The sequence below is a fragment of the Roseivirga sp. UBA1976 genome (assembly GCF_002336325.1).
GTDB lineage: Bacteria > Bacteroidota > Bacteroidia > Cytophagales > Cyclobacteriaceae > Roseivirga > Roseivirga thermotolerans.
The window spans coordinates 1-22448 of sequence record NZ_DDDQ01000008.1 but is presented as its reverse complement, the minus strand read 5'-3'; the positions used below and the strand labels follow the sequence as shown (position 1 = coordinate 22448).

The 22448-nt window shown below is 42.0% G+C and carries 20 protein-coding genes; 11 read left to right on the top strand and 9 right to left on the bottom strand.

Features of this window, described 5'->3' with window-relative positions; genetic code table 11:
- Positions 1 to 172: 172 nt before the first annotated feature.
- The 5 genes from B3763_RS00635 to B3763_RS00615 all read left to right on the top strand — a co-directional run bounded on the left by B3763_RS00635 (position 173) and on the right by B3763_RS00615 (position 6420).
- On the top strand, positions 173 to 3016 hold the full coding sequence (locus B3763_RS00635; protein WP_286742540.1) for a hypothetical protein: 2844 nt from the start codon (positions 173 to 175) through the stop codon (positions 3014 to 3016).
- Positions 3017 to 3026: 10 nt separating this feature from the next.
- Positions 3027 to 3860 (top strand): fimbrial biogenesis chaperone, encoded by an 834-nt coding sequence (locus tag B3763_RS00630; protein ID WP_189631474.1) that lies wholly within the window; start codon positions 3027 to 3029, stop codon positions 3858 to 3860.
- A 154-nt stretch (positions 3861 to 4014) separates the two neighbouring features.
- Positions 4015 to 4608 carry a hypothetical protein gene (locus B3763_RS00625; protein WP_189631473.1) on the top strand — a complete coding sequence of 198 codons (594 nt, stop codon included), beginning with the start codon at positions 4015 to 4017 and terminating at the stop codon, positions 4606 to 4608.
- Between the two features lie 124 nt (positions 4609 to 4732).
- The gene (locus tag B3763_RS00620; protein WP_189631472.1) at positions 4733 to 5287 is read left to right on the top strand and encodes a hypothetical protein; all 555 of its coding nucleotides are present in this window, start codon (positions 4733 to 4735) and stop codon (positions 5285 to 5287) included.
- Positions 5288 to 5367: 80 nt separating this feature from the next.
- On the top strand, positions 5368 to 6420 hold the full coding sequence (locus B3763_RS00615) for a M42 family metallopeptidase (RefSeq protein ID WP_189631471.1): 1053 nt from the start codon (positions 5368 to 5370) through the stop codon (positions 6418 to 6420).
- Positions 6421 to 6610: 190 nt separating this feature from the next.
- On the opposite strand, the gene B3763_RS00610 is transcribed toward B3763_RS00615, so the two are convergent.
- The 3 genes from B3763_RS00610 to B3763_RS00605 form a co-directional block, all read right to left on the bottom strand.
- Positions 6611 to 7441, bottom strand: coding sequence for a DUF3592 domain-containing protein (locus B3763_RS00610; RefSeq protein WP_286742533.1), 831 nt, complete (start codon positions 7439 to 7441; stop codon positions 6611 to 6613).
- A gap of 92 nt (positions 7442 to 7533) precedes the next feature.
- Positions 7534 to 7704 (bottom strand): DUF1963 domain-containing protein, encoded by a 171-nt coding sequence (locus B3763_RS19015; protein WP_353884910.1) that lies wholly within the window; start codon positions 7702 to 7704, stop codon positions 7534 to 7536.
- Positions 7705 to 7845: 141 nt separating this feature from the next.
- Positions 7846 to 8496: an imm11 family protein gene (locus tag B3763_RS00605; protein WP_286742530.1), complete on the bottom strand. Its 651-nt coding sequence runs from the start codon at positions 8494 to 8496 to the stop codon at positions 7846 to 7848.
- Between the two features lie 287 nt (positions 8497 to 8783).
- Between B3763_RS00605 and B3763_RS00600 the strand changes: the two genes are divergently transcribed.
- The 3 genes from B3763_RS00600 (at position 8784) to B3763_RS00590 (ending at position 10869) form a co-directional block, all read left to right on the top strand.
- Positions 8784 to 9110 (top strand): hypothetical protein, encoded by a 327-nt coding sequence (locus B3763_RS00600; RefSeq protein WP_286742529.1) that lies wholly within the window; start codon positions 8784 to 8786, stop codon positions 9108 to 9110.
- Positions 9107 to 10372 (top strand): 6-bladed beta-propeller, encoded by a 1266-nt coding sequence (locus B3763_RS00595; RefSeq protein ID WP_286742527.1) that lies wholly within the window; start codon positions 9107 to 9109, stop codon positions 10370 to 10372. Before B3763_RS00600 ends, B3763_RS00595 begins: the two co-directional genes overlap by 4 nt.
- 98 nt (positions 10373 to 10470) lie before the next feature.
- Positions 10471 to 10869 carry a hypothetical protein gene (locus tag B3763_RS00590; RefSeq protein ID WP_286742525.1) on the top strand — a complete coding sequence of 133 codons (399 nt, stop codon included), beginning with the start codon at positions 10471 to 10473 and terminating at the stop codon, positions 10867 to 10869.
- Positions 10870 to 10883: 14 nt separating this feature from the next.
- On the opposite strand, the gene crcB is transcribed toward B3763_RS00590, so the two are convergent.
- Genes crcB through B3763_RS00570 form a run of 4 tightly spaced genes read right to left on the bottom strand, consistent with a single transcriptional unit; the run spans position 10884 to position 14786 of the window.
- Entirely contained in the window at positions 10884 to 11255 is a 372-nt protein-coding gene (gene crcB / locus B3763_RS00585) for a fluoride efflux transporter CrcB (protein ID WP_286742522.1), read from the bottom strand.
- The gene (locus B3763_RS00580; protein ID WP_286742520.1) at positions 11252 to 11695 is read right to left on the bottom strand and encodes a hypothetical protein; all 444 of its coding nucleotides are present in this window, start codon (positions 11693 to 11695) and stop codon (positions 11252 to 11254) included. The genes crcB and B3763_RS00580 overlap by 4 nt, the downstream gene beginning before the upstream one ends.
- Complete coding sequence (locus tag B3763_RS00575; RefSeq protein ID WP_422662590.1) at positions 11692 to 12291, bottom strand: ACP phosphodiesterase; 600 nt, start codon at positions 12289 to 12291, stop codon at positions 11692 to 11694. Before B3763_RS00575 ends, B3763_RS00580 begins: the two co-directional genes overlap by 4 nt.
- A gap of 14 nt (positions 12292 to 12305) precedes the next feature.
- Positions 12306 to 14786, bottom strand: coding sequence for a DUF5916 domain-containing protein (locus B3763_RS00570; protein ID WP_286742516.1), 2481 nt, complete (start codon positions 14784 to 14786; stop codon positions 12306 to 12308).
- A gap of 305 nt (positions 14787 to 15091) precedes the next feature.
- On the opposite strand from B3763_RS00570, the gene B3763_RS00565 reads away from it, so the two are divergent.
- Together B3763_RS00565 and B3763_RS00560 are read left to right on the top strand one after the other, a co-directional pair.
- Positions 15092 to 15781, top strand: coding sequence for a class I SAM-dependent methyltransferase (locus B3763_RS00565; RefSeq protein ID WP_286742514.1), 690 nt, complete (start codon positions 15092 to 15094; stop codon positions 15779 to 15781).
- A gap of 93 nt (positions 15782 to 15874) precedes the next feature.
- Positions 15875 to 17152, top strand: a complete 1278-nt coding sequence (locus tag B3763_RS00560) for a metal-dependent hydrolase family protein (RefSeq protein ID WP_286742512.1) — start codon at positions 15875 to 15877, stop codon at positions 17150 to 17152.
- 4 nt (positions 17153 to 17156) lie between these two features.
- Here B3763_RS00560 and B3763_RS00555 read toward each other — a convergent pair whose 3' ends face one another.
- Both B3763_RS00555 and B3763_RS00550 read right to left on the bottom strand, forming a co-directional pair.
- The gene (locus B3763_RS00555; RefSeq protein WP_286742509.1) at positions 17157 to 19895 is read right to left on the bottom strand and encodes a hypothetical protein; all 2739 of its coding nucleotides are present in this window, start codon (positions 19893 to 19895) and stop codon (positions 17157 to 17159) included.
- Positions 19896 to 20000: 105 nt separating this feature from the next.
- On the bottom strand, positions 20001 to 20585 hold the full coding sequence (locus tag B3763_RS00550) for a DUF4924 family protein (RefSeq protein WP_189631463.1): 585 nt from the start codon (positions 20583 to 20585) through the stop codon (positions 20001 to 20003).
- Between the two features lie 138 nt (positions 20586 to 20723).
- Here B3763_RS00550 and lepA point away from each other — a divergent pair.
- Positions 20724 to 22448: translation elongation factor 4 (lepA, locus tag B3763_RS00545; RefSeq protein ID WP_286742504.1), on the top strand; the 1725-nt coding region annotated here is incomplete at its 3' end.

The following is a 22448-nucleotide window of genomic DNA, read 5'->3' as shown; positions in this document are numbered from 1 at the left end:
AAACCGCCATTTATAATAGAAATCGGCCGAAAATCTTTGCGTATTTCACCTATAAACTACTTATATTTGAAATACCTAACACCGTAAGAACTAACTTATTTTGACTACGTGTAATCCCAGATATAGGAGATTTCTCTCCTTTGTGGTATGCGCTAGCTGTATGCTCTTATTAATGCTTCAGACAAGTGTCGTAGCCCAAGAGAGAACAGCGAGTGGTCTCACTTTACAGTTCTTAAAATCCCAAACAAGCGGTTCTGTTGATGAAGTAGCCTCCAATGTGCTCAAGGTGGTGAACAGAACAGGTCGTACCTCAGTATTTAAAATAGAAATTGCTACTCCACCCAATTGGTCTCGCGTAAGGGCTGAAGACCGAGTTTATAACGTAGCTAACAACGACAGTCTCTTCATCCCCATTCGGGTGGTGCCTGAAAAATCGGCTACAGGCAATGTGAATTACTTTATTAATGCAACTGCACTTACCACCAACGGAATTCCGTTGGCTTCCACGCCCTGGTCTATGCAAGTGGTAAAAGTGTCGCGTTGGTTCGCTTCAATCGTAAAGTCGGAGGTGTTTTTTCCGGCCGATAAAAAGGAGGCACAATTCCAGGTGAACTTAAAGAACAATGGCAACTCTGCAGAAGATGTGATGATTCTGTTCAATCCGGATGTGAAGGTGAAAATTCTGGACATGCAGGGAAATCCTTTTGCAGACAATTCGCTACCGCTTAAGCTCCCGGTTGATATTGATACCACCCTTACCTTTACTGCTCAGTTGGACGAAGAGGCCAAAAAAGAGAATTTCTTCACGGCTGGAGCCATAGATTCTGAGCAGACCGATCAGTCTGAGTATAAGGTCAATATTCAGGTAAAAGATGTAGCGGGTAACCGTGCAAGCTGGGGCGGAAGAGTAGATTTCAAGAAGCTAAATCAGGAACACAAGTTTAAAACAGCGTATGGTTCATCCACCATTCCAATCAACCTGGAGTTCAACACTTACAATGTGTTGTCGCAGTTCACGAATTTCAGTCTGGATCTTAGCGGGGAAGCCGATCTTGGAGAAGATCGCTTCCTTCGCTATTATTATCAGACCATCATATCCAGCAATAGCCTTGCCGGAACCCAGTTTTTAGGCTCCTATCGATTTGCTGAATATCGCACACCTAAATATTCTGTATCTGCCGGAGACATAGGGCAGAACATGGAGCTGTTGCTTAATGGAACTGGTGTAAAAGGCTCCTACTATTTCGATAAGGTGGGTGTTTCGGCCATTTATGTTACCCGGCCACAAAACGGCAATGTGCAGAACAACCTGAATAGCATGGGAGCATCAGTTCGGTACAGAGTTTTTCAAGGGCTCAATGCCACGGCCGAATTGGTAAATCAAGACGATCAGTTCAACCAGGTAAACCGCAACCTTGCTACACTCAGAGCAAACTATCGTTTACCCAACCAGAGCATTGTGGATGTTAAAGTAGGGTACTCTACAGAACTGCATGAGGGGGCCAGCGGAACCTTCTCTGTCCCGGGTTTTGGGGCTACGGCTCGCTACACCGGAAGAATACAGGGCGTTAGTCTTTCTGCGCAAGGGCGGTACAACAGCCCCAACTATTCCTCGCAGTTCAGGGGTTCTGTAGATTTCAATACCAATGCCAGGTATAATTTGGGAGAAACTACTTATGTGGGCTTACGAGTGAATATGAACAGCCGTAACCCTGAGATATACAGCAAGGGTATTCTGTTTCCCAGAAGAGAATTTGTGCGCAATACCTTTGAAGGGCAGTATGGTTGGGCCACAGAGAACGGCAATTTTATGGTATATCCGCGCTATACCTATGAGGAAGTGTTGGACCTTAGAACATCGACCACCGGTATGGGATTAAGCTTTAGCACCAACAAAAGTTCAGATGCCCGCTTGTTTACCCGTTTCTTTTCTGGCTTTACCAAAGCACTCGACTATAACATGAAGCCATATCTGGTGTCTCGCTGGGAAAACACTTTGCGTTATAAAAACCTCAACGTTTCGGCCCGCTATTATTATGGCCCCTTTAATGTGCTGGACAACCTAAGGGTTGTGGAAGATGGCATAAATCCACAATCCTTGTTTTTGAGTGCTTTTGCTCAGCTAAATTTTACAAAGGCACGAATTTCTGTTCGTCCCATGTTCACTATGGCCTATGAGTCAGTTTTGGCCCGGTGGAGAGCCAATATGGCACCGCAAGTCACTTACTTCTCGAAGAGCGGCCTGGAGTTTAATATGACGGTTGAATATTTCAGTATCAAACAAGGAGAAAGCCCACTGGCCAATGTTTCTGAGTTTGGTACTCAGGCATTTAACCCGTTCAGCCAGTCCAATGCATTTCTTCGCTTTGGAATAAAAAAACAATTCAACCTGAAAAAGCCGGGCAAAAAAGCACATGACCTTGAGGTGGTGGTATTTAAAGACTTAAATGGAAACAACCTGAGAGACCAGGGGGAAGAGTTTGAGCGAAATGTGATTGTAAGAGTAAACGGGCAGGCGCTTATGACTAACCAGGATGGTGTGGTTTACTTTAGAAACCTGCCGGAAGGGAAATATTTTGTAGAGACTGAGTTGCTGACCAATTCAGAGGGCTGGTTCAAATCTAAAGGCGTGGAGGTAGATGTAAACTCCAGTCAGGCAGTGTACATACCCCTGAAGCGAGGAGTGCAGATAATGGGGAATATCATTCTGCAAAAAGCACAGTACTCGGCACTAGGTGAGGGAGGAATGAAGCTTAACGGCATTCGGGTAACGGCTACAGATGCTACTGGCGAAAGCTACTCTACACTAACCGATTTGCAAGGTAGCTTTAGGCTCTATGTGCCTTTTGGCCAATATACTATTAAGGTGAATGAGCAGGCGGTAGATAGCCAGTTTGAGTTTGCCCAGTCTAGTTACACTTTAGACATCAACAACTTAGGAGGTAATTACCAGCTGGCCTTTTACCTCATTGAGAAAAGAAGGCAACTGAACATTAAACGATTTGACAACAACTAACAATCAACATATGAGATCATTTTATCAACACAGTCGAACGCGGTGGGCAGCGCTGGTAGTAATGCTGCTTTGCCTTACATTTTTTGATGCTTTCGGTCAGAAAATCTCCACTTCTCCGACAAGGTTGAACTACAAGGTTAGCCCTGGTGGGTCATCAACAGGACTTATAACTGTGACCAACAATGCCGACCGTAGACAAACCTTTACTGTAGATTTTGGAGACTTTGATGCTTCACGTGCGGGTAAGAGTAAGTTCATGGAAAAAGGAACCTTGCCTCGCTCTTGTGCAGATTGGTTGAGCGCGACTCCCGCACTTTTTGAATTAGATCCGGGAGAATCGCAGCAAATCAGAGTAGTGATGGACGTGCCACAAGATTCCAGTGCATTGGTTGCACGATGGGCAGTGGCCTACATCCGGTTGAGTGAAGAAAAACAATCGACTCAGGAAAACAGCGATGGGCTAATCGTTAACCTAAACCAGGCCTATCGTTTTGGGGTGTACATTTTCCAAACTCCTCCAAATGCTGTTTTCGCTAAAGGAGAGTTGATCGACTTTACTCAGCAAGAAGACCAATTGGTGCTTCGACTAAGAAATGTGGGAGAGACTTTTCTCAAATGCAATTCTTATGCGGAGTTTACCAACCTGCAAACGGGTGAGATAACGCGCCTTAAACCACGCAACTTTACGGTACTACCTGCTAGCAATCGCGATGTCACATTTATTATTCCTAAAGATTATCCTCCGGGCAGGTATTCTGTTTTGGGTGTGTTGGATTATGGCAATAGGGATGAAGTGGCAGCCGCAGAAATTGAAATAGAAATTAAAGAAAAAAGTAAAGAATAGATGGGCGCCCTCAAAGCTCTCACATGGCAGAACTCTACGGCTTCGCTTGCCGAAGCGGTAAAAAAAGTTGAGAAATTTTTGAGGGATATTTGTATATATGAATATAAGTCCATATATTCACATGTCTAAACTTTTAACCTAAACATTAATACTCATGAAAAGATTAGTAAACTTTAAGGCATTTGTCGTAGCGGCAGTTTTTGCCTTAGCTCTCGGAAACCAGGCAAATGCTCAGGTTTTACCAGACGACAATGAATTCGTGTATGTAGCTATGGACTTGCAAGGTGTTTTGGACCTTACGCTGGCTACAGACCCTAACGTAGAATTCACCTTTAATACCATTCCTAGCTACGTAAACGGTATCATCAAGCCAAACGTAACTGAACTTCGTGTTGAGTCTACTGTGCCTTGGGATCTTTACGTACAGGCCGAAACTGCTAACTGGTCTCAGTTGCAGGCATTCTCAAGCGCAGGTACTTCAACAATTCCTTCTACTTTGTTAGAGGTAAGAATTATAGATGGTGCCGGAAACTCTGCTTTGAACAACTTTACTTCTTTGACAGATACTCGCTTGGACATTGTAGGTACTGTAGCTGCCGGTGACGGTATTGCTGCTGGTTCTTACCTAACAACTCCTGACACTCACTTCTTCAGAGTAGACTACAGAATTATCCCTACTCTGACAGCACAATATCAGGCTGGTTACTATGGTTTGAACGTGATCTACACTTTGGCAGAAGACCTTTAAGAAATTAAGAAATACAGTTTTACTAAGACGTAGTAAATAAGTTAGTTCGATTTATGTTGATTGGTAAAAGGGGTAACAGTTCATGTTACCTCTTTTTGTATTACTTTATTCCATATTTTTGTATATGAGCAGAAGGGTAACCTTTCTGATTGTTTTTCACCTAATTGCCTCTTATTGTTTTGCCCAGACTCTGGACATTTCTATTACAAGAGGTACCGATATCGATTTTACCTTTAATACCATACGTCAATACACAAATGGTATTATTCGTCCCAACGCCACAGAGTTTAGAATTGAGTCTACTGCCGAGTGGGATTTGTATGTAGGCACCCAAACTACCACACCCGGTCAGTGGGATTTGCTCACCTCATACTCCAGTGCAGGTTCCTCTACAGTACCAGTCTCAATTTTAGAAATAAGGGCAGTTAGCCCGGGTGGAACTTCTCAGCAAAATACCTTCTTTCAGTTACAGGATGTATCTAACCCGGTTTACTTAATAGGTTCGGCAGCCGATGATGCTCGGGTAAACTCCGGAGTAGGCACCAATGCGCCTGGTGATGGCTCAAACGATCCTTTTACACACCGTTTCCGAATTGACTATAAATTAACTCCCGGTATGGGATATAGACCGGGCGTTTACTCGCTCACCGTTGTGTTTACCCTGGCCGAAGACCTTTAGCAGTCTTTCTGTATTCTATTTTTCCTTCCTCTTTTATTCCCCTTTCTCAAGCTTTATATTCGACCAAAAATTAAATCGATATGTCTATTAACGTTGACCTACTAAAGCGAATTTGTGAAGTAGCTGGTGCTCCGGGGTTCGAAAAGCGCGTACGCGAGATGGTTATTGAAGAAGTGAAGAACCATGTGGACGAGTGGAGGGTAGATAATATGGGCAATGTAATCACGGTGAAAAAGGGTAAGAATAACCCGGAAGGAAAGAAAGCCATGGTAGCTGCCCATATGGACGAAATTGGCTTTATAGTTACTCATATCGATGACAATGGCTTTGTGCGCTTTCATACGCTGGGGGGCTTCGACCCTAAAACACTAACTGCTCAGCGAGTGATTATTCATGGCCGGAAAGATGTGGTGGGAGTTATGGGAAGCAAACCCATACATGTAATGAGTCAGGAAGAACGAGGTAAGGTGGCTAAAACTTCTGACTACTTTATTGACCTTGGAATGAAGAAAGAAGAGGTAGAAAAGTGGGTGGCTATAGGAGACCCCATTACCAGAGAGCGTGAACTAATTGAGATGGGCAACTGTGTAAACTGCAAGTCTATCGACAATCGGGTTTCGGTTTTTATTCTCATAGAAGCGCTGAAACAACTTCAAAACCATCCGTATGATGTTTATGGTGTGTTTACCGTTCAGGAAGAGGTAGGCTTGAGAGGTGCCAATGTTTCGGCACACACTATTAATCCCGATTTTGGCTTTGGTTTAGATACTACCATTGCCTACGATTTGCCGGGAGCCCAACCTCACGAAATGGTAACAAAGTTGGGAGAAGGGGTGGCCATTAAAATTATGGATGCTTCCACCATTTGCGATTATCGCATGGTAGATTTCATGAAGAAAACGGCCACATCGGCTCAAATTAAATGGCAACCTGAGGTGTTGACTGCGGGAGGTACCGATACGGCCGGAGTGCAGCGAATGGGTAAGGAAGGAGCTATTTCAGGCGCTATTTCCATTCCAACCAGACACTTGCATCAGGTGATTGAAATGGCCGACAAAGACGATATTCAAGGTGCTATTGATTTGCTAATTGCTTGTTTAGAGGGGTTGGATGGCTATGATTGGAGTCATTAGCCTCCAATACACTCAAGGATATTGTTTACAAGCATATTCAGATCATGTTGCCAGCTTGCCACAGTCCGATTAGGGGGACGTAATGATTGAGCGACCTGATTTTCTAGTTCCCTGGTAGAATGGTTCTGTATTCCCTGTCAAATAAGACTTATGAAGGTAGTTATTAGTCTCCTCTTCTTTGGTGGAGGCTTTATTCAAACTTAATGTTCCAACTATTTCGAAAAGCTTCTTGTTTTGGGACCACACATGAGTTTTTAGGGTTGCTATTCGAGACAAATATGGGGATTAAGTCACCTGGTTGGTTATTCACGAAGGACAAGTCGTCTGTTTTTGACTCACCTACCATTCTCTGGCCATTGATTTCATATTCGTAGAGCACAGAAACACTCCGGCCAATATTTGAAAACGGTATATCTCTTTTTTGAATGGATGATATAAGTCTACCCTGCATCAAATTTCCATGTTTGTATAGCTTTATCTCTTTCAATAGGTGATACACAGAGTACGCTAGGAATGGTGCTCCAACAACTAGAAAGGGGAATAGGATAAGTAAGAAGAAGCCTTTCTCTAAGTTGTAAGGCTTTAGCCCGAGTATTATACTACTTCCCTGATATAGTTTAATATCAATTTCGGTTCCTACTCCAAAGTCTTGAATTTTTCGATCTTCAAGAACACGGTATTTAGACACTTTGTCCTGTCCATTGTCATTGTAACTGTAGTGTATTATTGTTGGATGAACGCCATTAATTGATATATTATATTGAGTTTCAATATCAATGATTCGTGCAGTTTTGTCTACGCCTTTAGCGTGTATCAGGTCTAAGTCAACTTTCGGTACATCGTTATCAATAGAAGAAAATACAATCATCAAGATAATCACTACAAAACCCGGAATTAATATGGGTAGAATTCCCAAGACGGCTGATATTGGTCTCTTTTTTAGAATGTTGAGAACTGTAGAAAACCTCAAACTTCTCGATGCACTGCTCACGGAATAATCTTGACTTATTGATTTTGACAATAATATAAGTTTTAATCTCATCGATCGAGACGCGAAAGATAAAAATAGTCAGCTTGGTATGGCTGTATCAAGATCTATTCCTCTATGCTGACCTAATTGACCCAGGATTTTTTGAGTTCATGATTTCCCATAAAAGAATAGAGCATTCCTTTGTAAGGAAACATTCTTGAGCAGCTGAAATTTCTTAATTCATTTAGATTAATCTGACAAACGAACAATAATTGAAATCCATCATGGCTCGGCCATATAAAGTTTCTTGGGATATTTGGTACTGGAGATTGAGCGTTTAATAAGTGTAGAGCGACACCTTAATTTTAGTCCGAGCTCAATTACGTTTAAAACAGCTCGGTAATCTTTTTTAAAATTCGTTCAAAAGATGCAGTAGTTCAGTATCCATTGGCTTTCTAAACCTTTACGAAGTCTAAACCTGTACATCCAATCTGTTCTATTTGAGTTTTGACTTTATCAGATACAAAGTATCCTATTCCACCGGAAACTGGATTTAAAAATAGAACATTTTCAGAAGTAGTATTGAATGCTAATTTTTTTATTCTAAGCGTGAATTCTTGTCCATACTGTTTCGCAAGTATTTCTCTCCATTTAAATAAATCAGAGAAACTGTTGAACTGTATCTCTTTCACTTCTTCGAAGATATCTTTCATTAGCATAAACTTCGAACCTTCAAGGTCTAGTGATTCATAGTCCATTTCATATGCACTCATAATCCAGTACCTTTTTGATTCCAGTCCATGCTCTACTTTGGTTTCAAAAAATTCAAAACCCGTATGTTTGAATGATTCGATAATTGTTTTAAGTCGATCACTTACCAAAAGTTTCAGGCCAAGGCCAAAAACCGAATTACTCATCAAATCAGTATACTTTGCAGCTTTAGCTAATTTCAATAAAGGAACAATCGGTGAAAACGTTGATTTCTCAAAGAAAATTTTGTCGATTAAGTTTGGATGATCAAGGCCAACAGGGTAAATACCCTCTTCGATTTGAGGATATTTACCAATGGTGGCTAAGTCTAAAGATTGCTTGATTTGGAAGAACATTTAATTAAAAATCAATATTATTCAAATGAACACTTGGGTTATCAATAATTGCTTGCCTTATTCTTTGGGCGAGTGATCTCAATGCCTTAGCAGCTTTGGCAAGTAATTCGAAAGTTCTTAGATTATTAAAAAATCAACAATATTTTTGATTTAAATATTATAAATATTATCATTGGATATTCTAATAGCTGAATCTCCCGTCTTTAGCTCGGTTTAGGTAATGCTATTTACAGGGGATTTCTCGAAAACCTGAAAACAGAGTAGAGTATTCACTTAAATAAGTTAAAATGAAAAAAGTAAGTATAGTTTTATCTATATTAATTCTTGTTGCATTTACTTCAACAATGTCTTATGGCGGCTGGGGTAAAGAAAAATGGTATGACGATGTTCTTCTAAGAGCGTGTTCTGTAAGTGGGTTTGGAGAATTAGAAGTAGGAGGGTCTGTTGGGCCGGGTACGATTTCTTTTACAGGCGGCGCAGGCGGTGGCGGTAGTGTTGTGTATGCTCACTATGCGGGGGAAGTTAAAAAATGTGAGGGTTGGTCCGGAAGATGCTCTGGTGCTGGTACTGAGAGAATTACAAATTTCACTCCTATTTCTCCATGTCATTTATGAATAAGAGTACAAACAAGCCCTCCTTATTGGAGGGTTTCAAAATATCTCGAAGAAGAGAATGGTTGTATTCAATTTTAGTCCTCCTTGTTCTAGGCTGTAACAATAATGAGAGTTCTCGTTCAGTCAATGATAGGCTGGATAAGTTTAATGTAAGAAATGGTCGTGTAGAGAAAGTAAAGTATGATAGTGCGATTACTATTTATTCCGAGGATATTATTCCCGAGATAGGAGTAGCTTCTGAGTTGTTCCAAAAAAGAAGGTATATTAAACTTATAACACCTAAAGATATTATAATTGGTGAGGTATCTAAAGTTGATTTTTTTGATGATTTAATAATTGTCATGGATAATAGGATATCGAATAATGTTTTTGTCTTTAATAAAGAGGGAGGGTTCTTGTTTATAGTTGGCAATAAGGGTCTGGGGCCTGGTGAACATCTAGATCCAATCGACTTCTTTGTTAAGGAAAATTCTATTTTTTTAATAGATCAAAGGTATACTCTATACGAATATTCAAGAGATAATAAGTTTTTAAGGAAGATTGATTTACCCCTAAGTACAAACTCATTTTTTGTATTTAATAATGGCTCAATCGTTTTTACAAGTAATCAATATGATCCAAAAGAAATTGCTTATGGTTTGGTTCAATTGGATAAAGAGGATATTCAGCCTCGTTTTGTAGAAAATATATTCCAGTCATTGAATAGATTTACTTCATCCCCAATAGGCTTTAATAGATCATTACATGGAAACTCATTTTTGTACTTCAGATCACATGATACGAAGGTTTATGAGGTTTACGAAAATGAGATAGTATTAAAGTATCAAATATTAGATCAAGATTCATTATCGTCCCATATATTAAAGGATGAAGCGAAATTGGTGAATGAGAGGTATGATTATACTTGGATATATAATTGGCCAGTACTAGAAACATCTAGCGTAGTTCAGATTAGGATTATGTATCGAGGTATTGTAACGGTTCTTTATAACAAGAAATCCAAACAGATCAAGTCTTTTTCAGGAATAAAGGACGATATATTATTTGGAGCGATACAAGATTTCCCTATTCATACCAATGGAGATAAGCATTATATACCTCTTAATGTTGAACAATTGAATTATGCGAAAGACGAACTCAAGAAAGTAGTAGATGCTGATCTATTGAATGATTTGAGTAAAAGTAGAGCCGAATTTTTAGATATAATCAAGGAGGTCGATGATTTAAGTAATCCTATTATACTTGAATGCGAAATATTTTAATTTTTACAATTATTTCATTAATAATATTTAATTGTTCACATCGAAGGAATAAGGATTTTTCTGATTCGAGTATTGTTGAGTCCAAATTAAAGAGAGAGTTGAGTTTGGATATTTTGGATGAGATTGTGGTAAAAGAGCTCAAATCTAAACAGTTAACCCTACTCGGAAATGTTAGGGGTAATGGAGTTGAAAATACCTTCTTTTTCTTTTCTGATTTTCACTGTATTTCATGTATAAATCAGGAGTTGCTTAAGATAAGTGCAACAGAAAACAAGAATATTTTTTTACTAGCTAACTTCCGATCTGTTCGAGAATTAAGGATCATTTTGAATAATTTTGACTATAACACATTAATAGTCAACTCTAATTTACCTGAAAGTTTAGTAGGTATAACCGATCCAGTTTACTTAAGCTTTGACAAGGATAATAAACTTCTTGGTGTTAAAGTGCCAATATTGGGTGATACTATGAATTTGAGTGAATTTTTAGATAATTAAGTAGTAATGCTTAACTATCTCCATATTTTATACCCTAAATAGGCTAGAGTCATGCCCACCACCACACTTAACCCAACATATAGAATAGCCTGAAGAGGTTTTTCTCCTAGCATAAGCTCATTGCTTTGCATAGCAAAAGTAGAGAAGGTAGTGAAACCACCGCAAAAACCGGAAATGAGTAGCAGATTGGTGTCTTCGGAAAGGTACTTTTCACTTTGTGCCCAGCCCATAAACAGGCCAATAAGAAAACAGCCCACTATATTAACCACAAAGGTGCCGTATGGAGCAAAGCCTTCTTGCTGCTTGTGCAATCCTTCTTGAATAAAGTAGCGCAAGGCACTGCCTACTCCACCACCTAAGGCCACTAAGAGCAGGTTTTTAATCATTCTTTCACTTCTTTTTTGGGAGCTTTTTTCTTCACGTATTTATATACCTTGTCATAGTCGCTATTTTCCTGGTTCGTAATTTTTACAAACCCTTTGTTCATAAAAACCAGCTTTAGCTCTCTAAATTCAGTTTTATTCGTTTCAATAATAGTTTCTTGCCAGGCACCAAGGTCTTTGATGGGCTGAACCGTTTTAAAGAAGCGAAAGGGGTAATAAATATGCACCAGATCGTGGCTTATTTTAATGACCTTATAATTGAATAGCAGCTTGTATATAAGAATGGAGGTACACAACAACAATATACCCAGTACTATATATCTCCACACGCCATCGGGTTCGGCTAATACTTGGCGCATAAAATAGAGCGACCCAAAACCGCAGATAAGGGTGGACACTCCCAGGGCAAAAATGGTGTTCCTTTTAGGACGGGAAACGATCATAGCTTCGAATTAATCAAATCTTGCCTGAATTGGGAAATGTGCTCCCTTATTTCAGTAAAGAATTCACGAAATTCTGTTTCAAAAACGGAGTAGTGCTCGGTAAGATCCTGGATGGCAAGCTCAAGTTTCGAGTTGAATTTGGTTCTACGGGAAAGGCCGGTGAGCGACCTGTGTAAACCTTCTTGGCGGGCATAATTGGTCAGCCAATCGCCTTTGATCATGTAGGGTAGCATGTGTTGGCCGCGTGGAGGAATGAACTCGTAGTTGGCCTGAAGAAGCTCGTATTTTTCCTGAGCAAAAGCCCATAGGGGTTGGCTAGAGTATTCATTGAAGTTTTTGGCCAGAAAATGGTCATAATACATGTCCACGATCACTCCTGCATAATGCCTATACTTTAACCGGAGTTTATCCTTGCTAAGACCAACGATTGGATGGTGGTCTGTGTAGTGGTCTATTTCGCGGTGCAGTATCACGCCCTTTGCCACCATCTCCGGCAAATGGCCCAATTGGCTTCCTTTCACAAAGTCACCCATAAAGTTGCCGACAGTTAACTGTGCGTTCGGGCCTGAAAGATAGAGGTGCGCTAAAAAGTTAATAGGTTTTACGTTTGTTAAGACTTTCTGAAAATATTCTTGATTTTAAGATAGTCAACAAAATACACCATGCGAATAGTTATTGTGTCAAAGTTGGGCGCGGAAAGCGTATTGCCAAAGTTATCGAAGAAGTCGAGCTGAGTATTCAGGTCGTCTGTACCAATAGATCGTTTCCAGATTACCCGCACTTCACTACCTGGCAAAAACTGCCAGTTGTACTCCATGTCTATGTTAAACTGGTTGAAGTTGCGGTTGTGAAGTGGCTCTCCTGTAGTAGAGTCGGTTCCGGTATAATCAATGTCTTGCAGTCTATCGTCTTCTGTAAGTTCAAGGAAATCGTTGTATTCAACCCGGCTCCAGTAGTGTCTCATTCTAAAGGTGATTCCCATGCGATTGGTAAAGATGTAGCTGGAGGATAGTGTATTGGTGAGGTTTCTCACATTTCTAATTCCAAATACCACATGCTCCAGTGCTCCGCTGTTGTCATAGATTCTTCTCACATAGCCTCTTTCATTTTCACGGAACGAATAGTCTACATTGTGGTTAATTTCTACTCTCGTACCCATTCGCAGGCGAGCGCCAATATTGGCAGAATTGTCTACCTGATCCCAGTCGGGTCGTTTCCAAAACCTTAAACGTCCGGAGAGTCGAAAGTTCTTTCGGCTATCGGTGTTTAGGCGGGCTCCAAAAGAGTAGCTTTCCGGCCGCTTGAAAATGTAGCCCGGTACACGAGCTTCAAAGTAGTCGTTGCTCTCTACCGGGTTGGTGTTGGCATCTACAGAGAAACCCCAAAAGTTTCTAAAACTACCTCCAAAGTTTGCACTTACCTGAAATTCTGAGAACATGTTGGGGTTGTACAGTTTGTTGTGTTCGAGACGAACTCCGTAGCGATAGTCGTTGAATATGCCTTTGGGTTCAAACTGTAAATAGGAGAGGTTTAGCTCATGGTCTATTCGGTTGGCTCTTCTTAAAAAGCCCAGGTCGTTAATGTCGTAGTCGTCTGTTTCTACATTTCTGTTAACACCAAATTGAAAATTGCCACGGGTTTTAGAAAAGCCTATGTTGTATTTATACCCGGTCTTTCTGTCAATGTTGTTGTTTTCGATATTATGCGATGCAATCTGGCTATAGGCATAAAAACCCCGAACACGCCAGGTGAGCGATTCGTCATTGAGGTTGAAATTTAAGCCCGTTACGTTGGCATCGTCAGCATTTTTTCCTCGCATAACGTTGGTGTTGGTTAGTGTAAGGCTGGAGTTGTTTTTAAGGTTTTGATCCAGCACAATTACATTAAAGTTTGTGAGCGGATCGGCTTCTATCTCCCGAACAGCTCCCGTTTCAGTATCCTGAACAGTAATGAAGGTGCGCTCGGTTAAGGCATTAAAGAAGCCAATGCCAAGACCGCTGTTGGTTCTTCCTGTAATTTTAGAGGCATTGATAAGCTGAGCGGCCTGCGGTCTTACTATTATAGTTTCATTGTCGTTCAATTCTTCGGTAAGGTTGCCAAATGTGCTACCAATTCTTCTGGAATAGAAAAGGCCCGCTTTGTTAAATAGCTCCACACCTTCAGTGAAAAACTGGCGGTTTTCATCAAACCGAACTTCGAAGGGCGAGAGGTTGAGCACCTGATTATCTGACCGCACTCCACTAAAATCGGGAATTAGAGTTGCATCCAGGGTAAAGGCATCGTTTATGCCGTACTTAATGTCCATTCCCCCATTGAATTGAGGCTCTACAAAGCCAGTAGCCGTAGAGCGGCTTACTACTGTAGACACATAAGGGTAAAAGAACAACCTGGTGGGTGTTTCTATGTTTCTAAGGTTTTTTACCACTCCGGCCTGGTTTAGAAAACCATCAATTTGAGGATCAATAGAGTTCCAGAACGAGTCTTCATTGAGAGCCGTAGATTTTCTGAAGAAGTTAATACCCCACTCCTGCACCTCTCTGGAATTAAAGCGAAGTACAGCATAAGGTATCTTAAACTCGGCCGTCCAGTGATCGTCATTTATTTTGGTGTCCGACAACCATACTGCATTCCAGTCGTTATCGTTGCGCCATATTCTTTCATTACCACCATTAGAATAAAGGGCATCGTACTGAACGCCCGCCACGGTTACAAATAGACCTACTCCATTGAGACCGGCCTTAAAAGGGTCTATAGCAACGCCAAAGTAGTCGGAGTTGCCTATGTTATCTCGGTTAGTGAGTATATTGAAAACCTGATCCCGATCTTCATAAATCTTTGCCGCTATATAAACAGCTTCGTCATCATACATTAGCCGTACTTCTGTTTTGCGCTGAGAGGGAGCTCCCGGGTTTGGTCTGCGTTGTACAAAGTCTGTAAGCACAGGAGCCTCCTGCCAGGAAGCTTCATCGAACACCCCATCTATTTTTATCTTTTCGGTAGTACGAACAGCATTGAAGGATTTTGGTTGAACTTGCGCAACACCAAAATTTAGCGAAGTGAGTAGTAGCAGTAAAAGAATCGACCTTTTCATGTCTGGCAATAGCATTCCAATGTATGAACATGTAAAAGTCGCGATTGTTAATTGGGGGCTATATCAGAATTATCCAAATCGGTCTATTTTGGATTTGAATGGTTACCGCTCATGTAACTATCTGTTCTACTGATATTTATTGAATTTTTTACTTTCTCCGCATGGCATTTTTTCCGTAAGGTTATGTTTATGAATGCGGGTTTTCTGTTCGGTTATTCTTGCTAATTACCGAAGAAAGTTCGGTAGTGCATTGTGGTAAGGGGCTGCAGGGTACAACGATATTTTGGCTAAGTTTGCCGGAGCACATGAAAACACCTTACGATAGCGCCCTGAGCGATTTTTTCTCTGGTAACGAAGAGCATAAACTACTTCTTCACAACACTTATGGTCCGGCCGAAGAAATGCCATTGTGGTATTTTTTCAGGAGTTATGAAGAAATGCCTGATCTGGAAAAAATGGCCCTCTCCGTGTGCGAAGGTCGTGTGCTCGATGTAGGTGCAGGCACAGGTTGCCATGCCCTGGTGTTGCAACATTGGGGGCATGAGGTTGTGGCCCTTGATACCTCGCAAGAGGCTATGCGCATTGCAAAGGAATCAGGTATAGAAAATGCTGTGTGTCACGATTTTTTCAGCTATACAGCGACTCCTTTCGATACACTTTTGTGTCTTATGAATGGCATTGGTTTTATAGGCAGGCTTAGTAGTCTTCGGGTTTTTCTCAAAAAGGCTTCAGAGTTATTGGGTGAAGAAGGGCAAATTATTGTGGACTCGAGCGATATTTCTTACCTCTACGAGGCTAGTGCCAAGCCTTTAGGCTCCTACTATGGTGAAGTAAGTTTTCAGTATGAATACAGAGGCAAGAGGGGCGACTGGTTCGATTGGGTATATATTGATGCGGATACCCTGACTGTGGAGGCTGATGCGCTTGGCTGGCACACCTACATTCTACACGAAGAAAACGATCAGTACCTCGCCAGACTCATTCGAAAGAAATAGAGTCGTTTTTCGAAAAAAAATGCCATCGACAGATAGTTGCTTGCGACAAGCTTCAAATTCCTATATTTAGTTTTCTGAATAAACCTATAGGCAATGAATCGGTTAATAGTACTTGTTATCATCAGTTTATTTTATACTCAGGCATGGGCGCAACGCCAGCTAATTTATTGCGGGCAGTTGATTGATGTTGAGTTGGGCAGGGTGCAACAAAACATGACCCTTGTAGTGGAAGGGGATAAAATTGTGGCTATCAACTCCGGCTTTTCCGCGCCTGGAAAAGACGACCGGGTGATCGATTTAAAAGGTAAGACAGTAATGCCTGGACTTATGGATATGCATGTGCACATTGAAAGTCAGAGCAGTCCGAATTCGCAAGTACAACGCTATACGCTCAATCCGGCAGATATAGCCTATGATGCTCAGGTATATGCCGAACGCACTTTAATGGCCGGTTTTACTACTGTTAGAGATCTTGGAGGAACCGGAGTCAATGTATCGCTTCGCAATGCCATTAATGCAGGAAAAGTGTTAGGTCCCCGCATTTATACTGCAGAAAAGACCATTGCAACCACAGGAGGTCATGGCGACCCTACTAATGGGGGAAAGGCTGAGTTAATGGGAGACCCGGGTCCCAAGGAAGGTGTAGTAAATAGTTATGATGAGGCCAGAAAGGCTATTAGGCAGCGGTATAAGAATGGAGCCGATGTAATTAAAATTACGGCTACCGGAGGGGTGCTTTCGGTTGCTAAGGATGGTCAGGGGCCTCAATTTCAAATGGATGAACTTAAGGGGATTGTGCAGACAGCACGTGAATACGGTTTTGTGACGGCTGCCCATGCTCATGGCGATGAGGGAATGTACAGGGCTGTTGAGGCAGGTATTAATTCAATTGAACATGGCACTTTTATGAGTGAAAGAACCATGGATCTGATGATTGAAAAAGGTACCTATTATGTGCCTACCATTTCGGCCGGAAAGTTTGTGGTAGAGAAGGCACAGATACCGGGTTATTTTCCTCCGGTAGTAGTGCCTAAGGCTTTGGAGGTAGGCCCTCAAATACAAGACACCTTTGCCAAAGCTTACCGAAAGGGAGTTAAGATTGCGTTTGGAACCGATGCGGGTGTTTTTCCTCATGGAGAGAATGGAAAGGAGTTTGTATATATGGTGGAAGCGGGGATGAGCCCCATGGAGACTATCCAGTCGGCCACAAAGACAGCCGCAGAACTGTTGCGTATTTATGATACGGTAGGCTCCCTTTCGGTTGGGAAACTGGCCGATATAGTGGCTGTGGAGGGAGATCCTATAAAAGATATCTCAGCCATGACTCGCGTGAGCTTTGTGATGAAAGGTGGGCAAATAGTTAAGCAATAGATCTTTACTGGTTGCTTTCAATAACCTGATAGTTTATACTGGAATAACCCAGACGGCTGTAGGCTCCAATGCCTTCTACCGTAACTTGAATTGGATTGGGCCTATCGGCATTGTAAAACGTTATTTTGGCCTGACCGTTTTCGCTAGTTACCACGTTGGCATTCCAATATATGGTTGTTCTTAAGTCCGGCACAGGGTCGTTTTTTTGCTCATCGGTTTCGTATAGAGGTGAGTAAAATTCTTTGGTGTAATTGCGGTGCACCGGATGAACTATTCGATCGTTAATAGCAGGCTTAGGAATTACCACTCCGTTCTTAGTTCTTAGAATTACCTCCGGAAAGTTGAGCTCGTTGGGCTTTCCATCGTCTCCATGACCTAAAATCAAAGATGAGGGTGCAGGATAGCTTACTGATATAGACTCCAGGTTGCTCCAGTCAATGGTGTAGAGAGTTTCATAGGCTCCACCACGGGGTACTTCAACTTGACCTCTTCCAATGGGTTCTCTTACTGTGCGTTTGCCAACAGCTTGCATGCCGCGAGGGTCACAGTTTACCTTTATAGAAAATACATGTGGCCATTTTTTGCTTTTCAAAACATCGTTGATGGGAATTCTTGATCCTGAAAAGGGGTCGGAGTAATCGAGGTTTAATTTGGTGGCACCAATACCTTCTACTTCGTTGCTTACTTGTTTTATTAACTCAATTATATCGTTATCCGATAAATCTAGTTCTTCAATGGTTTTGGTTTTCCAGGGAAACTGAGTGTGAAAATCCTCTACATTACAGCTCCCTCGAGGTATGACAGTGCTTGACTTTACTTTGAAAGTACTCAGTAGAGTAGAATTATTGAATCGGCTCTTTGCCACCTTAAATTGTGGCTTATAAATCTCAAGAGGGGCATGCGAGTTTTTCTCATGCCCTATTCCTCTAATGAGAGAACCTATTAATGCTTTACGTCTTTCCGTGTCTGAAACCAATTGTACTTTTCTCTTCCCTTTCTCTTGCCCGGCCAGAAATAGTAAGACAGAGTCTCCCTTACTTTTGAAAAAAGATGACTCAACAATGAAGCGTCCGCGCTCTCCTGAGCGCACAGTGTCAGGTTTTTCAGAGTATTTGGTAGCAATAAGTATTTCTACACCGGTAATGGGGTTGTTGCCAATAAAGGATAGGCTCTGGCCAACAATAGCTTCGGGATCTTTATAACGGCTTGGACTGTATTTTCGCCAGCCGTGAGTGAGCATTACCAGGTCGAGTGCTTCTGAGGCCCCGGGTTGGCCAGAAAAGTAGAAATTAGGAGTAGGGATTTTTCCTCTTAACTCGGCCGTAAGCAACAGTTGCGAAAGCAAATGAGGCTGTTGATTGTTAGGGGCTTTAGAGAACTCCTGATCGGTTACGGCCAAGGCAAAATTTCCTTTTACCGGAGCACCCGTTTCGTCTTTGACAGTAAGTGTCAGCTCTACTTTTTGGCGAGGAGAATAATCTTTTTTGTCCAGTTGAAGGTCTATGTTCAGTTTTCGTTTGGCATTAACAAATATGAGTCGCTCTGCAACGAGTTCAAGTGTTTTGCTCTGCACAGTAACCTTATAAATGCCTGCAATTAAATTTTGTTCAGGTACTCTCCAGGCCAAGTTCTCTTGCAAGGTAAAGTCTAGGTGCATAATAGTATCGGTCTGATTGCTCAGCGTAAGAAAGCCTTTCGTATTCATTAGGTTTTGGCTGGGTTTTATTGCTAAAACTCTATCATTGTTCTGTCGCTTGAGGTGTAGGGCAATACCGGTTAAATGGCTCTCTGGTAAATAGTAGATTTCTTCTGGCTGAGGGGAGTTAGCTATGACCACTGAATATTCTTTGTGGAGTTCTGGCATGAGTTCAAAACTTCCCATGCCCGCGTGGGTGCTCTTGAGAGTATCCAGTATTGTGCCTGTTTCATCTTTCAGATATCCTTCGAAATCGAAAGGGCGGCCTGTTCGATCAATAGCTTTAAAAGCAATGTGGTTTATGGTATTGGCAATTAGGTGGCCACCTTCCGGAATGAACTGTAAGTCTATCTTTTCTTCCTGCTCTGCCGGAAGAGGAACATAAAGATGAACGGGTTTGCTTAGTGATGCTTCATCGACCTGAATCCATAGGTGAGAGGGAGTTGGTATAGATTTTTTGGAAGAACCGAGAAACACCCTTGCCGCCCCTGTAGTATCCGTCTTTATTTTTCCACTTTCAACGGTCACTCCGTTGGCCAAAGCTCTGTAGGTAAGGTTAAGCTGAGCAACCGGTTTGTCATTGTCAATTCGGGCATAAACATCCACAGGGTTGGCGGCATCTTTACTAAACCTGCTGTATCTGGGAAAGGCCAGTAACTTGTACGCATCGGGCTCAATACTTCTTACAAAAACCGACTTTGAAAAATACAGGGACGAGTCTGAACCAACCATTTGCCCCGAAACACCCATAAGCGTATAAAGTCCCTCTTCGGCCGGGGCAATTAGGTAACCGTCTGACATGCCATTGTAAACCGGCCAGCTTGTATCGGCTTTTTTATTGCCCAAACTATCGGCTAGCAGTACATGGTAGGCCAAGCTGCGGTCAGATAGTTGGTTGTCTATACCCAATACAAAGGTTTTAAACCAAATGGTGTCTTCGGGGGCATAGATATTCTTATCGGTGCTTATGTAGCTCTTTTCAATGGTTTGAGCGCTCAAAGGCCATAGGGCAAACAGGAATAGAGCCAGTGTATGTATGTGCTTCATGCTCATTGTGTGGCTTGAGTAACTGGTTGGGTTCAATATCGCAACTATTAAGTTACAAAATAAAACAATGAGAAGATGAAGTATGTATAATCGAATACTGTTGCGTTAGCTCGAAGACTGATTCTTTTTATAGAAGTGGGAGAGCAGGGAAAGTATGTTTCCGAAGTGTTCAATCTGAGCCATAGTGTCGTCTGGGATATGGCGGCCGTTCATGCGGGCAATTAATAGCCCAAGAACCCCGTTGAGGCAAACCTGAACAGGGTTTGAGATTAGCCCTTCAGAAGCTTCAATGTTTTCGCGAATAGCCGGGCGCGCTGCATTGAATACTGCACGGTAATCTTCATTTTCTGACAGTAGCCTAATACTAAGCTCAGACAGTTGTTCTACAATCTGTTGCACTTCTGCCAGGTGACCTTCTTTTTCTAGCTTCTCCTTCTTCATTTGAGCAATTACCTCAGCATACCAGTCAATGGCCTCTTCTCGCTGGGCTTCAGTCATCTTTTCATCGGGGATATTTCCAAAAACATGAATTTTTATTTTCTCAAGATCGAAATCAAAGTTTCGAATGAGCATCTCGGTCTGGTACATGTAAATGATGTATTCCGAAATGTTTTCCTGTTTTTTCTTGTCGGCCAAAAGCATGCGGCAAAAGTAGCCAATATGGCCGTGATGCCGAATATATTTCATCATCTTCTGGGGCATAGCGGCCCAAAACAAATGGGCACATGCCGCTTAAGTGGCAGCCTGAGCAGTCATTCTAAAATGAGTGGTAGTCAGAATCTTAAAATGCATCAACTTTTTCTATTTTTGCGGTTCGTTTAGAGGTATATGAAGAGAATTCGGAATTTCTGCATCATTGCGCACATCGACCATGGCAAGAGCACCCTGGCCGATAGGTTGTTGCAGTACACAGGTACTGTGTCGGAAAGGGAGATGCAAAATCAACTGTTGGATGATATGGATTTGGAGCGCGAGCGAGGTATTACCATTAAATCGCACGCCATCCAGATGAACTATAACTACAAGGGTGAAGAGTATGTTCTTAACTTAATTGATACTCCCGGCCACGTTGATTTTTCTTATGAAGTGTCGCGCTCCATTGCTGCCTGTGAAGGAGCACTGCTTATTGTAGATGCCTCGCAGGGTGTAGAAGCACAAACCATTTCTAATCTGTATCTGGCCCTGGAGCATGATCTGGAGATTATTCCTGTGTTGAATAAAATTGATTTGCCGGGAGCCATGCCCGAAGAAATGACCGATCAGGTTGTTGAATTACTCGGTTGTGCGAGAGAAGATGTAATTCTGGCTAGCGGTAAAGAGGGGATTGGTGTAGATAAAATTTTGGAGGCCATAGTAGAAAAAATTCCGGCACCCACCGGAGATCCTGACGAACCCCTTCAGGCCATGATTTTCGATTCAGTCTTCAACTCTTTCAGAGGAATTGAAGTAATCTTCCGCGTTTTCAACGGAACTATAAGAAAGGGAGATAAGGTAAAGTTTGTGAATACGGGCAAGGTATACGATGCCGATGAAATTGGTATTCTCAAATTAAAACAGTCTCCACAGCAAGAAATTAAGGCAGGTAATGTAGGTTACCTCATTTCCGGTATTAAAGTGGCCAAGGAGGTAAAAGTGGGTGATACCATTACCCATGTCGATAGGCCTACTCAGAAAATGGTAAAGGGTTTTGAAGATGTGAAACCCATGGTTTTTGCCGGAATTTATCCGGTCGACACACAAGACTTTGAAGAACTGAGGGCTTCTATGGAGAAACTTCAGTTAAATGACGCCTCGTTGGTATGGGAGCCTGAAACTTCGGCAGCACTAGGTTTTGGTTTCCGATGTGGTTTTCTGGGAATGCTGCACTTAGAAATTGTGCAGGAGCGATTGGAGCGGGAGTTTGACATGACGGTGATTACAACCGTTCCGTCCGTTCAGTTTCATGCCATAATGGGCGATGGCACGGTGAAGAAAATCAATGCACCCTCCGAAATGCCCGAGGCCAATAAGATGTCTCACATGGAAGAGCCGATTATCCGTGCTCAAATTATTTCCAAGTCTGAGTATGTGGGAGGCATCATGGGGCTGTGCATGGAAAAGCGCGGTATCATTAAAAACCAGGTTTACCTTACCTCAGACAGAGTAGAGCTAACCTTTGAAATGCCTCTGGCCGAGATAGTTTTCGATTTCTTCGACAAACTCAAAACCATTTCCAGAGGCTACGCTTCATTAGACTATGAGTTGATAGGCTTCAGACAGTCCAATCTGGTAAAGCTGGACATCCAGCTCAATGGAGACAAAGTAGATGCGCTTTCGGCTATAGTGCACAGAGACAAAGCCTATGAGTGGGGAAAAAGGCTCTGCGAAAAACTAAAGGATCTTATTCCACGGCAGATGTTTGAAATTGCGGTACAGGCATCGATTGGTACAAAAGTAATAGCCAGAGAAACTGTAAAAGCCATGCGTAAAAACGTGTTGGCCAAGTGTTACGGAGGAGATATTACGCGTAAGCGTAAATTGCTTGAAAAGCAGAAAAAAGGAAAGAAAAGAATG